General features: G+C 63.9%; 13 protein-coding genes. 7 read left to right on the top strand and 6 right to left on the bottom strand.

Features of this window, described 5'->3' with window-relative positions:
• Positions 1–111 precede the first annotated feature (111 nt).
• From DOM36_RS12795 to DOM36_RS12770, 6 genes are all read left to right on the top strand, one after another.
• Positions 112–1,518 (top strand): PLP-dependent aminotransferase family protein, encoded by a 1,407-nt coding sequence (locus DOM36_RS12795; protein WP_075570833.1) that lies wholly within the window; start codon positions 112–114, stop codon positions 1,516–1,518.
• A gap of 120 nt (positions 1,519–1,638) precedes the next feature.
• Complete coding sequence (locus DOM36_RS12790; protein WP_110643306.1) at positions 1,639–2,568, top strand: glyoxylate/hydroxypyruvate reductase A; 930 nt, start codon at positions 1,639–1,641, stop codon at positions 2,566–2,568.
• Positions 2,569–2,666: 98 nt separating this feature from the next.
• Entirely contained in the window at positions 2,667–5,099 is a 2,433-nt protein-coding gene (locus tag DOM36_RS12785) for a membrane-bound PQQ-dependent dehydrogenase, glucose/quinate/shikimate family (RefSeq protein ID WP_110643305.1), read from the top strand.
• 250 nt (positions 5,100–5,349) lie between these two features.
• Positions 5,350–6,072, top strand: coding sequence for a hypothetical protein (locus DOM36_RS12780; RefSeq protein WP_110643304.1), 723 nt, complete (start codon positions 5,350–5,352; stop codon positions 6,070–6,072).
• Between the two features lie 135 nt (positions 6,073–6,207).
• Positions 6,208–7,137, top strand: coding sequence for a lysine exporter LysO family protein (locus tag DOM36_RS12775; protein WP_110643303.1), 930 nt, complete (start codon positions 6,208–6,210; stop codon positions 7,135–7,137).
• 134 nt (positions 7,138–7,271) lie between these two features.
• Positions 7,272–8,279, top strand: coding sequence for a LacI family DNA-binding transcriptional regulator (locus DOM36_RS12770; protein WP_110643302.1), 1,008 nt, complete (start codon positions 7,272–7,274; stop codon positions 8,277–8,279).
• A gap of 52 nt (positions 8,280–8,331) precedes the next feature.
• On the opposite strand, the gene DOM36_RS12765 is transcribed toward DOM36_RS12770, so the two are convergent.
• A complete protein-coding gene (locus tag DOM36_RS12765; RefSeq protein WP_232823824.1) occupies positions 8,332–8,865 on the bottom strand; it encodes a gluconokinase in 534 nt (177 codons plus the stop codon).
• Between the two features lie 300 nt (positions 8,866–9,165).
• Here DOM36_RS12765 and DOM36_RS12760 point away from each other — a divergent pair, with 300 nt between their 5' ends.
• On the top strand, positions 9,166–10,512 hold the full coding sequence (locus DOM36_RS12760; RefSeq protein WP_075570827.1) for a gluconate:H+ symporter: 1,347 nt from the start codon (positions 9,166–9,168) through the stop codon (positions 10,510–10,512).
• Positions 10,513–10,593: 81 nt separating this feature from the next.
• Here the strand turns inward: DOM36_RS12760 and DOM36_RS12755 are convergent, their stop codons facing one another.
• From DOM36_RS12755 to rsmA, 5 genes are all read right to left on the bottom strand, one after another.
• A complete protein-coding gene (locus DOM36_RS12755; protein WP_075570826.1) occupies positions 10,594–11,763 on the bottom strand; it encodes a polynucleotide adenylyltransferase in 1,170 nt (389 codons plus the stop codon).
• A gap of 33 nt (positions 11,764–11,796) precedes the next feature.
• The gene (gene glpE / locus DOM36_RS12750) at positions 11,797–12,123 is read right to left on the bottom strand and encodes a thiosulfate sulfurtransferase GlpE (protein ID WP_110643301.1); all 327 of its coding nucleotides are present in this window, start codon (positions 12,121–12,123) and stop codon (positions 11,797–11,799) included.
• A gap of 114 nt (positions 12,124–12,237) precedes the next feature.
• Positions 12,238–13,068, bottom strand: coding sequence for a symmetrical bis(5'-nucleosyl)-tetraphosphatase (locus tag DOM36_RS12745; protein ID WP_110643300.1), 831 nt, complete (start codon positions 13,066–13,068; stop codon positions 12,238–12,240).
• A 35-nt stretch (positions 13,069–13,103) separates the two neighbouring features.
• Entirely contained in the window at positions 13,104–13,487 is a 384-nt protein-coding gene (apaG, locus tag DOM36_RS12740) for a Co2+/Mg2+ efflux protein ApaG (RefSeq protein WP_075570823.1), read from the bottom strand.
• Entirely contained in the window at positions 13,484–14,332 is an 849-nt protein-coding gene (gene rsmA / locus DOM36_RS12735) for a 16S rRNA (adenine(1518)-N(6)/adenine(1519)-N(6))-dimethyltransferase RsmA (RefSeq protein WP_075570822.1), read from the bottom strand. The genes apaG and rsmA overlap by 4 nt, the downstream gene beginning before the upstream one ends.
• Positions 14,333–14,347 lie beyond the last annotated feature (15 nt).

Here is a 14,347-nt window from a genome sequence, read left to right as displayed (position 1 = left end):
GTGTGAAATTGTCATGATTTACTTACCATTATTCATGACAATTATCGGTCAATGCATCGACGACGATAGTAGCATCGTCGCTCAGCGTGCCGTCAAAGGCTTTATTGCATCATGACAATCGACCTGACGCCCTTCCTCGGCGGGCACGGCCCCAAATATCTTTCCATCGCCCGCGCACTCGCCGAAGCGGTCCGCCACGGGGTGCTAGCTCCCGGCATGCGCCTGCCGACCCATCGCGAGCTCGCGGAGACGCTCGGCGTCAGCGTGCAGACGGTTTCCCGCGCCTACGAACAGGCCGAGAAGAGCGGCCTCGTTCAGGCCCGTGTCGGCAGCGGTACCTGGATTCGCGATGCCGAGGGCGACTCCGAGAACGAGTACCTGCGCGCGCCGGCGGCCGTCACCGACGCCGCGCCGATCGATCTGTCGATCGCCCACACGGTCTGCCCGCCTTCTCATCATCGGCGCTTTCGCGACGCCCTGGCGGAGCTCGCCAAGTCCGCCCACGCCGATGTCATTGGCGCCTGCCGCCCCATCGCCGGGCTGCAGCATCAGCGCGAACGCGCCAACGCCTGGTTGAAAGAGCGCCTGGGTGTCCCCGGCGAAACCGATGACCGGCTGCTCTGCAACGGCGCCGCCCATGGCCTGATGCTGGCCATCGCCACGGTTGTCCAGCATGGCGACATCGTGCTGACGGAGACGTTGACCGACCACGGGCTGATCGCGCTGGCGCGCACGCTAGGCTTCCAGCTCCACGGCGTGGCGATCGACGAGCAGGGCGTCATCCCCGAGGCGCTGGAGGCGGCCATCGTGAAATTCCGCCCTCGCGCCGTCTGCCTGACGCCGACCCAGCTCAATCCCACCGGCGCGACCATGGAAAACGCCCGTCGCGACGCCGTGGCCGAGATTCTGCTGCGTCATGATGTCTGGCTGATCGAGGACGATGTCCATGCACTGCTGGAGCCGGCGGGTCTGATCCCGTTGACCGCTCGTCTCCCCCAGCAGAGCTTCCACGTCACCAGTCTGACCAAGTCGACCGTGCCCGGGCTGCGCGCCGGCTATCTCAGTGTCCCCCGTGGGCAGATGCATCACACCCTGCCGCGCCTGCGGGCCACCAGCTGGATGGCGACCCCGCTGATTTTCGAACTGGCGGATTACTGGCTGGCCAGCGGCATGGTCGATACGCTCGCCCACGAACAGCGCCAACTGCTGGCGGAGCGCCAGTCGCTGGCGGCACGCAAGCTGGCGGGGCATGCCATCGAATCGCGCCCCAGCAGCCTGCATGTCTGGCTGGCGCTTCCCGAGCCGTGGCGTGCCGAGGAACTGCAGCAGCAGGCGCGCCAGGAAGGCGTTGCCATCACCACTGCCCAGCCGTTTCTGGTCGAGCAGTCCGCCATGCCGCGCCGCGTGCGCATCAGCCTGGGGGCCGAACCGGATCTGGCACGCCTGGCCAGCGGCCTGGACGTGTTGAGCCAGTTGCTGGGCGAGGCGCCACCGCCGATGCTGGAAATCGCGTACTGAAGCGACGGGACATCCTGATTCGCGGTCGCGGAACAGACAAGCGATGCGCGGCAATTTCTTTCGCCGTGCGTAACCTGCGATGATAACGGGCTCCAACACGACAACGAGGACGGAGCCCAGATGCGAGTTTTGATCTATCACAACGACGCCGAACAATGGCGCAATATCCTGCTCGAACGTCTGCCGAACGCCGAAATTATCGTCGCGATGGATAGCGGTAACCCGCAGGTCGATTACCTGGTCGCCTGGAAGCCGCCGGCCTCGGTGTTCGATGAACAGACGGCGCTCAGAGGCATCGTCAATCTGGGTGCCGGGGTGGATGCCTTGTTGCAGAACCCGTCGCTGCCCCGCGAGATCCCCATCGTCAAGCTGCGCGACGCCGGGATGGGCGAGCTGATCGGCGACTACGTTCGCTACGGCGTGCTGCATTTCCAGCGCGACTTCGACCGCTACCGGCGTCAGCAGGCGACGAGCGAATGGCGCGAGGTACCGGTCGTCGACAAGCCCGACTGGTCGATCGGCGTGCTGGGGCTCGGCGCCATCGGCACCCGCGTGGCGCAGATGCTCGCCGCCGACGGATACCCGGTCCACGGCTGGAGCCGCTCGCCCAAGCAGATCGACGGACTCACCTGCCATCACGGCGATGACGGGCTCGACACGCTGCTGCGCCAGGTCAAGACGCTGATCACGCTGCTGCCGGACACGCCGGCCACGCGCCACATCATCAATCGCGACAATCTGGCCAAGCTCCCCGATGGCGCCAGCCTGATCAACCCGGGTCGCGGCACCCTGATCGACGAGCCCGCCCTGCTCGACGCACTCGGCGAGGAAGAGTCCGAAGGTCGCCTGCGTGGCGCCCTGCTGGACGCCTTCCCGAGTGAACCACTGGCCGCGGACAGCCCGCTATGGCACCACCCACGCATCCTGATCACCCCGCACATGGCCGGACCGACCCCGATCGGCGCTGCCGCCGACCAGGTCGCCGACGCGCTGGATGCGATGTCGAAGGGCAAGGTGGTCGAGACCATCGACCCCGAGGCGGGATATTGAGGCCAGACTCGGAACCATAACAGTAGCATGCTAACAAGTTGGCTTATGACTATAGTCTTGGGTAGAATCGCGACGCTTATTACACAGGGGTTCGAGGGATGAGTCGAAAAAACGGGGTATCACGGCCGGTCAGCGCCTTGCTGATCTTGGTCGGCGCGATCTTCACCATACTGGGACTGGGGCTTGCGATCGGCGGGGGCATGCTGATCGGTCGCGGTGGCAGCTGGTATTACCTGCTGATGGGTCTGGCGCTAGCCGCCACGGGCATCGAAATCGTTCGCGGTGGCACCAAGGCGCTGGCCATCTACCTGCTTGCCTTCATCGCCACGGTCATCTGGGCGTTCTGGGAGGCGGGGCTGGATTTCTGGGCGCTGCACGCGCGTATCTTCACTTTCCTGTGCGCTCTGTTCCTGCTGCTGCTGATTCAACCGCTGATCCTGAAGCGAGCCGGCCTGCAGGCCAACAAAGGCATCAGCCTTGGCGCTGCCGCGGTCGCACTGATCGCGATCGTGGGCATGACCTGGGGCATGTTCCAGCCCCATGGCATCCACAATAGCGTCGCCGCCACCGGCGAGACCCCGGTTACCGATGCCACTCGTCAGGTGGACTGGGATCACTACAGCTCGGACGGCAGCGGCAGGCGTTTTGCCGCGCTCGATCAGATCAACCGAGACAACGTCGACTCCCTCGAGGTCGCCTGGACCTTTCACACCGGCGACACACCGCTTAGCCCCACCGGGGCGGGCTTCGAGGATCAGCAAACGCCGCTGCAGGTCGGCGATTCCGTCTACCTCTGCACGCCGTCCAACACCGTGATTTCGGTCGATGCGGATACTGGCGAAGAGAAATGGCGTCATGAGTTTCCCACCGACACCAAGACCTGGGTGCGCTGCCGCGGACTGGCCTATTTCGATGCCGACAAGCCGGTCCAGCAGCCGACGTTGGGCGATGCCTCGCCGGTTCCACAGCCGTCCCTCGCCGCCGATGCCACGGCCTGTCGCCGCCGCATCTTCATGAATACCATCGACGCCGTTCTGGTCGCCCTGGATGCTGAAACCGGTGAGCTGTGCCAGAGCTTCGGCGACAACGGTCGTATCGATCTCAAGGCCGGTCTGGGCGACGCCAAGGCACCGCTCTATTCCCTGACCTCGCCGCCAACGGTAGCGGGCACCACCGTCGCCGTCGGCGGCCGCGTGGCCGACAACGTCGCCCTCGACATGCCCGGCGGCGTGATGCGCGGTTTCGATGTCATCACCGGCGAGATGCGTTGGGCGTTCGATCCCGGCAATCCGCAAGATCGGGAAGCGCCGGCCCCCGGTGACAACTATGTGCGCTCGACGCCGAATGTCTGGGCGCCGATGACCTACGACCCGGCTTCCAATATCCTCTTCATGCCGGTAGGTGGCGCCGCCATCGATCTTTGGGGTCCGGAACGCACGCCGGAAGACGAGAAGTATGGAGCGACCATGCTGGCGCTCGACGCCACCACTGGCGAAGAGAAGTGGCACTACCAGACGGTCCACCACGATCTGTGGGATTACGACGTGCCAATGCAACCGACGTTGATCGATTTCCCCAACGCAGGTGGATCGAGCACCCCGGCGCTCACTTTTGGCAGCAAGGTCGGCCAGATCTTCGTGCTGGATCGGTTGACCGGCAAGCCACTGACCGATGTCGTCGAGAAGAAGGTCAAGCCCGCGAATATCCCCAACGAAAAGTACTCTCCGACCCAGCCGGTCTCCGTCGGCATGCCGCAGATCGGCGCCGAGCACCTGAAAGAAGCGGATATGTGGGGCGCCACCCCGTTCGATCAGCTGATGTGCCGCTACATCTTCAAGGGCTATCGCTACGACGGACTGTTCACCGCACCGGACACCGACTACTCGCTCTCCTATCCGGGCTCGCTGGGTGGCTTGAACTGGGGCGGATTCTCCTACGATCCGACCTCCCAGACGCTCTACGTCAATGACATGCGCCTGGGCTTGTGGGTCCACATGGAACCGCAGGACAAGGACGCCGCCGCCTCCGAGGGTGGCGAAGCGGTCAACGCTGCCATGGGTGCGGTGCCGCTCAAGGGCACACCCTACTCGGTGGTCAAGGACCGCTTCCTGTCGCCGCTCGGCATTCCCTGTCAGGAGCCGCCGTTCGGCAGCCTGACCGCGATCGACATGAAGACGCAGAAGGTCAACTGGGAAGTCCCGCTGGGCACGATTCAGGACACGGTAATGTTCGGCACCAAACTGCGCATGCCGATGCCGGTCGGCATGCCGACCATTGGCGGCTCGCTGACGACGCAAGGTGGCCTGACATTCTTCGCCGCGACCCAGGACTACTGGCTGCGCGCCTTCGACTCGGCAACCGGAGAAGAAGTGTGGAAGGCTCGCCTGCCGGTCGGCAGCCAGGGCACGCCGATCTCCTACGTGTCACCGGAGACGGGCAAGCAGTACATCCTGATCTCGGCAGGTGGCGCTCGCCAGTCACCGGATCGCGGCGACTACGTGATCGCCTATGCCCTGCCGGATAACGACTGACGTCGAAGCGTCTGCCACGACTGATCAACGGGGCCTTCGGGCCCCGTTGTCGTTCCTGCGCCCTGCCGTCCTGGCCGTATCTGTGCGGGCACCGTACCGATAGCGTTGGCCGGCCCCCGGTCTCCGGCGGCATATTGAGATGGGGTCCACGAATGGTCCCTTGGGAACACCGTCAGCAATTCGGCGTCTTATGTCTCACTCGACTGAACGTGCGACAACCGCTCCACTGAAATAGGCTGCAAGGGAAATCATGTCACTCAACTATCGCTCGGTCTTCAAGGCAACCGCCGCACTGGCCTTGGCCTGCTGGGCTAGTCTGGCACTGGCCGCGCCGACGCCGTTCACCGCCCATTACCAGCTCGATATCAGCGGCTGGCCGGATGCGACGATCACTCATGCTCTGTCGCGTCAGGGCGATGTCTCGCATTCCGGCGATGTGTGGGAGAGCGACATGCGGGCCAGCATCAAGGTCGCCAGCGGCGAGGAACGCGGCCAGTTCAGGCTGGACGGCGATCGCATCCAGGCGCTGGATTACACCAGCGCCTATTCGCTGGTGGGAATCGGCGACGACTATCATCTGGACCGGTCCCAGTTGCAGGCGCTACCGGACCGCCAGACCGCGCTGTTCGAGCTTTCCCGCAAGGCGCCATCCGCACGGTGTGCCAGCGCACAGGTCTCTCCCTGCCAGCTCGACTATCAGAATCACAAGGGCAAGACGGAGATGCTCTACTACCGGGTGATCGATCGTGGCGACATCGAGACGCCCGCCGGCACGTTTCCCGGCGTTACCGTGGACGCCTGGGATCCCGACAAACAGGGCCGACATCTCTATTTCACCTTTCACCGCGAAATCCCTGGCCTGCTGCTCAAGATGCGCTACGTGCGCGACGACGAGGAACGTAGCCACCTGACCCTCACCGATCTGACGCTCGCCCCATCCAGCGCAGCCCCGGCAAGCACCAACGGCGGATAACCGGCCAGCCGTTCTTCCCTCTTCAGCGCGTATCCTCTAGAGTTCATTGCCAATCACGGGCGCCGATTCATCGGCGTCCGTTTTTTTCGTGCCGCATCGTTGTCGGTGACTCATGGGTCCGCTTCGGGAGAGGTCATGCTGCTGGGATTGTTGTGGATACTGCTGCCATTGATCGTGGGCTATCTGATCCCCGTTCGCCAGGCTGGGATTCGTCAGGCCATCGATCGCGGCGTCAGTGCCTCGGTCTACGTGATCCTGCTGCTGATGGGCGTGAGCCTTGGCGGCCTGGAAGATCTGCTCGGGCAGTTGTCCCGAATCGGATCCACGGCACTGATTCTGTTTCTGGTGATCTCGCCGATAAACCTGCTGGCGCTGGCGTGGCTGTCGCGCCAGCGGCTGGCAAGGCGCAAACCGCTGGCGAACGGCGAAAGCGATGCGGCTTCCGCCGGCAAGCTGCAGGCGATGCTGAGCTCATTGCAGCTGGCGGGCGTGGTGCTGCTCGGCGTCATCATCGGCGCGGGCGCCCAGTTGCTGGGGTGGCACCTGGCCTCGGTGGCGGAAACGCTGGCGACCTGGGCGCTCTATGCGTTGCTCTTTCTGATCGGCTGTCAGTTGCGCAACTCCGGACTCGGACTGCGCCAGATTCTGCTCAACCGACTGGGGCTGGCGATCGCAATGACGGTATTCGTGAGTTCGATGCTGGCCGGGCTGATCGCCGCACCGCTGCTGCAACTGCCCTGGAATCAGGGCATGGCGATGGCCGCCGGGTTCGGCTGGTATTCGCTCTCCGGCATCCTGATCGGCGACCAGCTCGGCCCGGTACTCGGCGGCGCGGCGTTCTTCAACGACCTGGCCCGCGAGCTGCTCGCCTTTCTGCTGGTACCGCTGTTCGTCCGTCGCGCCATGCCGCTGGCGATCGGCTACGCCGGCGCGACATCGATGGACGTGAGCCTGCCGGTGATCAAACAGTACGGTGGCATTACCTGCGTGCCTCTGGCCATCGTCAGCGGCTTTCTGCTGTCGTTGCTGTCACCGCTGCTGATTCTGTTGCTGCTGTCGTTCTGATCGCGCCATGAAGGCTTCGTTCGATGTCTTCTCTACGACTATGGCCCTACGGAGTTCGTCAGGGCCTGCATGGTAATCTCCTTCGAAAGTTACCGGTAACAGCCGACCATAAAAATCGACCTCCAGGGATTGTCATGCCGCGTCGTTCCTCTGGGCGGGTGACGCTTCAGCACATTGCCGAACGTGTCGGCGTCACCAAGATCACAGTGTCGCGCGCCCTGCGCGAGCCCCATCTCGTCTCTGCAACGCTGCAACTCCGCATCGAATCCGCCATCGACGAGCTCGGCTACATTCCCAATCATTCCGCCGGCGCGCTGGCGAGCGGGCGATCGCACAGCGTCGCCCTGCTGATCCCTTCGCTCTCCAATTCGGTGTTCTCGGAAATTCAGCGGGGGATCGAGGAAGGATTGAGTGAAGCCGGTTATCAGGTGTTGATCGGGCACACCGGATACTCGATTCTCGAGGAAGAACGGCTGATCGACACCTACCTGCGTTACGGCGTGGAGGCACTGATTCTTCCCGGCTCCCGGCATACCGGCCACGCTTGCCGCCTGCTGAGGCAGGCACGGATACCGGTGGTCGAGACATTGGAGCTGACCGAAACGCCGCTGGACATCAACGTCGGACTCGACCAGCACCAGGCCGGCAAGGCGATGACGCAGACGTTTCTCGATCAGGGGTATCGGCGCGTCGGTTTTCTCGGCGCACGCATGGACCATCGCGCGCAGCTGCGCATGGCGGGGTGGGAGACGGCCATGCAGCAAGCGGGATTGTCGACCGAACGCTGCCTGACGACGCCGCACCCCTCCTCCTACCGACTGGGCGGAGAGATGCTGGCGTCCATGCTCGATCGCTGGCCGGATCTGGAGGGTATCTTTTGCGGTAACGACGATCTCGCCGCCGGGGCGCTGTTCGAGTGTCAGAGACGTCGTATGAACGTCCCGGATCAGCTGGCGCTGGCGGGCTTCAATGGCCTGGACATCACCGAGGCGACCTCACCGCCACTGGCGACGGTCGTCACGCCCCGCCGCCTTATCGGCGACACCATCGCCAGGCGTCTGCTGGCCCGTCTGCAGGGAACGCCGCTACAGCCGGCCAGCGAGGACCTCGGCTTCCGGATCCGACGCGGCGGCAGTTTGTGAAGGCGCTCCCGATTCCGCGTTTCTGCGGCCGTTGCCCGCCTCATGGCCCGGCTTATTGGCCAGTTGGTCGCTCGCTGGCGAGAAAGCGTTTTTCGAGCTTCAACACCGCTTCGTTGACCACCTGATCGAGAGTACCGGCAATATCGACGGTGACGGCTTCATCATCACCCGGCGGCTCGAGCGTGGCCAGTTGGCTATCGAGCATCGCCTCACCTTTGAAGAAGTGATCCCGGCGCGACTGGATGCGCTGCAGCAACAGTTCGCGACTCCCGGCGAGGTGGACGAAGGTGAGTGCGCCATCGCCCCTGCGCAGCGTATCGCGATAGCGTCGCTTGAGCGCCGAGCAGCCGATGACCAGCGTTTCGCCCTGCGCCCGGGCTTCGGCCAGGAAGTCTGCCAGCCGGTGCAGCCAACCGCTCCGATCCTCGTCGTCGAGAGGTTCGCCGCGCGACATCTTGGCGACGCTCTCCGGCGAGTGGTAGTCGTCGCCATCCAGGAACCGCCCGCCCAGCGCCGTCGCCAGCCGCTGCCCGACCTCGGTCTTGCCGCAGCTCGATACGCCCATCACGACGATGCGTTGACCCATCTTTGCGTCCATGACTTTGCCTTCCGATTGATGCATGTGTGATTCGTGCGTCAGTGATCCAAATCCAGACGATCACTTCGGTTCGCCTCGCTGATCCACCTGGCGACCTGAATCGGGCCCAATGATCCATTGCCCTAAACCGATTCGACCAGCGTTGTCTCTACACCTTTAGGTGCATTGTTGGGACCAACTTGTTACCGGTAACATTCATTTTCGCCAACTCCACTGCGAAGCACAACGCCACCAAGGGTGTATATCCGGCCCTGACGTCGTGTGCTCCCACCAAGGATTTTCGTTGCCATGGATAGCCCCACATCCCTGATACTCGCCGCGCTGGGCAGCATCATCGTGCTGCTCTATCTGGTCATGAAACTGCGCTTGCACGCGTTTGTCGCCCTGCTCGTCGTCAGCGGGCTGGTCGGGCTGTTTACCGGCATGGGCGTTGATCAGTTGCTGGATACCGTCGAAAAAGGCATGGGTGGCACGTTGGGCTTCGTCGCCACCGTCGTTGGTCTGGGGGCCATGTTCGGCAAGATGCTGGAGGTCTCGGGCGGCGTCGACCGTCTGGCCAGCACGCTGCTCGACAAGTTCGGCGAGGACCGTTCTCAGTGGGCGATGGGCGTTACCGGCTTTCTGGTGGCGATACCGGTGTTTCTCGACGTCGCGTTCATCATTCTGGTGCCGCTGATCTATGCCCTGACCCGCCGCACCGGGCGCTCGCTGCTCTACTACGGCATTCCGCTGCTGGCGGGACTTGCCGTGACGCACTCGTTCATTCCGCCGACACCGGGTCCGATCGCCGTCGCCAAACTGATCGGCGCCGATCTCGGTTACGTGATTCTGTTCGGCGCGATCTGCGGCCTGCCGGCCATGATCATCGCCGGCCCGCTATTCGGCCGCTGGATCGCCAAGCGTATCGACGCCCAGATTCCCGAATACATGGAGCTGCCGAAAAACGATATCGATACCAGCGGTCTGCCCAGCTTCAAGCTGATCCTGTCGATCATCCTGCTGCCGCTGGCACTGATCGTGCTCAATACCGTGTCCGGCTTCATCCTGCCGGAAGATAGCCCGGTGCTGGCTGCCTTGACCTTCCTGGGTCATCCGTTCGTCGCGCTGACGCTGGCCACCCTGCTTGCCTTCACGTTGCTGGGCACGCGTCGCGGCATGACGCGGGAACAGGTCATGGAAGTCGCCACCAAGGCGCTGGAACCGGCCGGTATCATCATTCTGGTCACCGGTGCCGGCGGGGTGTTCAAGCAGGTGCTGATCGACTCCGGCGTCGGCGAGGTGATGGGCAACATCATGGCCGAGAGCGCCCTGCCGCCGATCCTGCTGGCGTTTCTGATCTCCGCTGCGGTTCGCGTGATCCAGGGGTCGGCCACGGTCGCCATGATCACCGCGGCCGGGCTGATGGCGCCGGTGATCACCACGCTCAATCTCGACGGCCCGGTGCTCGGCCTGCTGGTGATCTCGATCGCCTCCGGCGCCACGGTGCTGAGCCACGTCAACGACTCCGGATTCTGGCTGGTCAACCGCTACTTCGGTCTCACCGAAGCACAGACGCTGAGAAGCTGGACGGTGATGGAGACCATCATCGGCCTGACTGGCCTCGTCATGGCGCTGATCATCGGTTTTTTCATCTAGGAAACAAGCTGGCCTGATGCAAGACGCCCGCCGTGTGAAACCACGCAGCGGGCGTTTTCGTGTGCCGTCGTGGGTCTCTATTCAGCGTGCTTCCAGCGCTTCCCGCACCGTTGCCTCGCGTCGGCGTGACAGCGCTTCGCCCAGCTCGGCGCCGCGAAAACCTTCGTCGAGAAGCGCCTGGGGCAGGATCTGCGAGGCGAGTCGCCAGGCCAGCGCCAGGTCGTCCGCCAGCTCCCCGTCTTCATGCGCGATCAAGGAGAGCAACGGTGCCACCCGTCCCGGTCGGCGCCAGGCATCGATCGCGTCGAGCCAGGCCATGATCGCCCCGGTGCGATCCTCCGCGCCATCGGGACGCACTCCGTCGATCTGCTGACGCAATCGATATGACAGCGCCGCCAGACGCATGGCGTCACGAAAGGCGTTGGGCGCCTTGACGACGTCATTGAGCCGGGACTGCTCGTCGTCCTCGAGGTGCTCGCCGAGCCGGGCCCAGCGCCACAGCGACAAGGGGTAATCAGCCGACTCATCGGGTACGTGCGCGAGTCGATCCAGCGCACGCTCCAACATCGGGGTCGACAGGGGCGGCATCAGCACTGCCAGGGCGCCACAGGATTCCAGTGTCTGGAAATAGGCCGCGGGATCGGCTTCTCCCAACGCCTTGTGGGTCTCGGTCCAGACGCGCTCGGCAACCAGATGGCGCATCTCGTCACTGGCCACCAGCTGACACATCAGCGCCCGGGTTTCCGGTGCGATGGTGAAGCCGAGCCGGCGGTAGCGAGCCAGAAAACGGGCCGCTCGCAGTACCCGCAAGGGGTCTTCCACAAACGCCGACGACACATGCTTGAGCAGTCCGGCCTCGAGGTCGGCCGCGCCACCGTAGGGGTCGATCAGCTCGCCCGCCGGCGTCTCGGCCATGGCGTTGACGGTGAAGTCACGCCGTGCGAGATCGGCTTCCAGCGTCACGTCGGGGCTCGCGTGAATCTCGAATCCGGTGTAGCCGTGGCCCTGCTTGCGCTCGGTGCGGGCCAACGCATACTCCTCATGGGTATCGGGATGCAGGAACACCGGAAAATCCCGACCGACGGACTTGAATCCGCGCTGGCGCATGGTTTCCGGCGTGGTACCCACCACGACCCAGTCGCGATCGCCGACCGGCCAGCCGAGGCGAGCGTCGCGTACGGCGCCGCCGACCAGGTAGACATCCAGCCCACTGAGGCGAGGATCGGGATGTGGATCGGGTTGCGGCTTCATCGTCTGACTCCGGGTTGGGTGCCGTGCGGCAATCTAACGTTCGACGCTGTCGGGCCGGCGATGCGCCCAGTCCACGAAGCCGCCATCCAGGCTATAGACTTCGTCGAAGCCCTGGCCAGCGAGCCAGCTCGCGGCCTGTTGACTGGAGTGGCCGTGATAGCAGACCACCACCACGGGCGTGTCGCTGGGCGTCTTGTCCACCAGTTCGGCCACCGTGGTGTTGTCGAGATGACGACTGCCGAGTATGTGCCCCTGGGCGAAACTCAATGGATCGCGGATATCCACCAGCTGCAACGGGCGCCTTTCGCTCAGCCATTGCGCCAGCGTCGTCGGGTCGAGATGTTCGAAGGACGGGGTCATGGCTCACTCCTGAAAGGGCTAGGCTCTGAAAGAAACGGGGGTCTGGCTAGGACCGGCGTTGAAAAGGCTGAACTTTGAACAAGATCCGCTTGTGGACGGCAATCCCCGGGCATCTCAGCGGCTGGCGGGCACGGCGATCCGTTCACCGCTGCCGAGATCGAGAGCGGTCAGCGAACCGCCCCAGACGCAGCCGGTATCCAGCGCCCGGACGTCGACCTGCGCGTCCGGCGTGCGCCCCTCCAGCGCCGCCCAGTGCCCGAACAGCAGCGTGAGCCTCCGATCGCCAGCCGGGTCGTCCTCCCGCGGATAGGTAAACCAGGGCGCGTAACCCTCAGGCGTGCTGTCCAGCCCTTCCTTGGCAGCGAAATCCAGCGTGCCGTCGTCGGCGATGAAGCGCATACGGGAAAAGACGTTGACGATGGCTCGAATGCGATCCTCGCCGGTCAGATCAGGCGTGAATCGAGCCGGCCGATTTCCGTACATCACGCTCAGAAAATCATCGACATCGTCACCACGCAAGACCGCCTCCGCCTCGGCAGCCAGTTCGCTTGCCTGGGCGATCGACCACTGGGGCAAAAGTCCGGCGTGGGTCATCACGTAGCCACGCTCATGATCGGCAATCAGCAACGGCTGGCGGCGCAGCCATTCCAGCATCTCCGGCCGATCCGGGGCCTCCAGAATGTCGGTCAGGGTATCGTTGCGCTTGAGCTTGCCGTGCCCCTGTGCCACCGCCAGCAGATGCAGATCGTGGTTGCCAAGCACCACACTGGCGGCACTGCCCAGCGCAACACTCCGGCGCAGACAGCCGAGCGAATCGGGGCCGCGATTGACTAGATCGCCGGTCAGCCACAGATGATCGCGGGAAGGCGAAAAATCGAGCTTTTCCAGCAAGGTCTCGAATTCCACGTAACAGCCGTGCAGATCGCCGATTGCGTAGGTCGCCATACGCTTCCTTGTGATTGAGACGCGACTTCGTCCGGTCAGTGAACCTGATTGGGGCCGGCCAGGCGAAACGGCGCGATGGCGACGTCGAATGAAGCCTGGCTGGAGAGATCGATACAGGTGTAGCTGCCCTGCATGACGCCCACGGGGCACTCGATCACCGCGCGACTGGTGTAACGGAAACTGTGCCCGGCGGTAATGGTCGGCTGCTTGCCGACCACGCCGTTGCCGCGCACTTCCTGAACCTTGCCGTGACCCTGGGTGATCTTCCAGTAGCGCGACAGCAGCTGCACGCTGTGGTCGGATCGATTGTGCACGGTCACCGTGTAGCTGAACACGAAACGTTTGTCGTTGGGCGAGGACTCGTCCTCGCGAAACGACGGCTCGACGTCGACCGTGATAACGGGAGCGGTCTCGCTCATGAAGTCTTCTCCGTCGCGGAATGGCTCTCCGACTGGTGGCCGGTCAGATGATTGCTGATGGCGACCAGCTCTTCGACGCTCAGCGTCTGCGGACGACGGCCGGGGTCGATCCCCAGCGACGCCAGCGCGTCGGCCTCGATGGTCCCCTTGAGGTTGTTGCGCAACGTCTTTCGTCGCTGACCAAATGCCTGTCGTACCACATCGGCGAAATGCCTCTCGTCGTTGGCCGGCCACGGCGGCTCGGCGAACGGCGTCAACCTGACGATCGCCGAATCGACCTTGGGCTGCGGCACGAACGCACCGGGCGGCACGACGAACAGCGACTCGACCTCGCAGTGATACTGGGTCATCACCGACAGTCGGCCCCAATCTGGCCCGCCGGGCTCGGCGGCGAGACGCTCGACGACCTCTTTCTGCAGCATGAAGTGCATGTCGGCAATGGCGCCACGTGCCGTCAGCAGATGAAAGATCAATGGCGTCGAGATGTTGTAGGGCAGATTGCCTACCACTCGCAGCGGGCGTCCGTCCTGTCGGGACAGCTCGAGGAAATCGAACTTGAGCGCGTCGCCCTCGTGGATCGTGAACTCGGGGTAGTCGTAAAACTGCACCCGCAAGCCAGGGATCAGGTCGCGGTCGAGCTCGATCACTTCCAGCGCGCCGGCGGCGTCGAGTATCGGACCGGTGAGCGCGCCCTGACCGGGACCGATCTCGATCAGCCGGTCTCCGGCACGCGGGGCGATGGCACGCACGATGCGCGAGATCACCCCGCCATCGCGGAGAAAATTCTGACCGAACCGTTTCCGGGCGCGAGGCATCGGAGAACGTTCGGAAGAGCGTGTAGACATGAAAAACGAATTCCT

The organism is Salinicola sp. CPA57, from assembly GCF_003206035.1.
Lineage (GTDB): Bacteria > Pseudomonadota > Gammaproteobacteria > Pseudomonadales > Halomonadaceae > Salinicola > Salinicola socius.
This window is presented reverse-complemented; position numbering and strand designations above follow the sequence as displayed.

Excerpts from the sequence above, each read along its gene's own strand:
- DOM36_RS12765 (WP_232823824.1), bottom strand. The coding sequence starts at position 8,865 with ATGGGTCAACGCATCGTCGTGATGGGCGTATCGAGCTGCGGCAAGACC.
- DOM36_RS12770 (WP_110643302.1), top strand. The coding sequence starts at position 7,272 with ATGCCGCGTCGTTCCTCTGGGCGGGTGACGCTTCAGCACATTGCCGAA.
- DOM36_RS12785 (WP_110643305.1), top strand. The coding sequence starts at position 2,667 with ATGAGTCGAAAAAACGGGGTATCACGGCCGGTCAGCGCCTTGCTGATC.
- DOM36_RS12760 (WP_075570827.1), top strand. The coding sequence starts at position 9,166 with ATGGATAGCCCCACATCCCTGATACTCGCCGCGCTGGGCAGCATCATC.
- DOM36_RS12780 (WP_110643304.1), top strand. The coding sequence starts at position 5,350 with ATGTCACTCAACTATCGCTCGGTCTTCAAGGCAACCGCCGCACTGGCC.
- DOM36_RS12755 (WP_075570826.1), bottom strand. The coding sequence starts at position 11,763 with ATGAAGCCGCAACCCGATCCACATCCCGATCCTCGCCTCAGTGGGCTG.
- DOM36_RS12795 (WP_075570833.1), top strand. The coding sequence starts at position 112 with ATGACAATCGACCTGACGCCCTTCCTCGGCGGGCACGGCCCCAAATAT.
- DOM36_RS12790 (WP_110643306.1), top strand. The coding sequence starts at position 1,639 with ATGCGAGTTTTGATCTATCACAACGACGCCGAACAATGGCGCAATATC.
- DOM36_RS12745 (WP_110643300.1), bottom strand. The coding sequence starts at position 13,068 with ATGGCGACCTACGCAATCGGCGATCTGCACGGCTGTTACGTGGAATTC.
- DOM36_RS12775 (WP_110643303.1), top strand. The coding sequence starts at position 6,208 with ATGCTGCTGGGATTGTTGTGGATACTGCTGCCATTGATCGTGGGCTAT.
- rsmA (WP_075570822.1), bottom strand. The coding sequence starts at position 14,332 with ATGTCTACACGCTCTTCCGAACGTTCTCCGATGCCTCGCGCCCGGAAA.
- glpE (WP_110643301.1), bottom strand. The coding sequence starts at position 12,123 with ATGACCCCGTCCTTCGAACATCTCGACCCGACGACGCTGGCGCAATGG.
- apaG (WP_075570823.1), bottom strand. The coding sequence starts at position 13,487 with ATGAGCGAGACCGCTCCCGTTATCACGGTCGACGTCGAGCCGTCGTTT.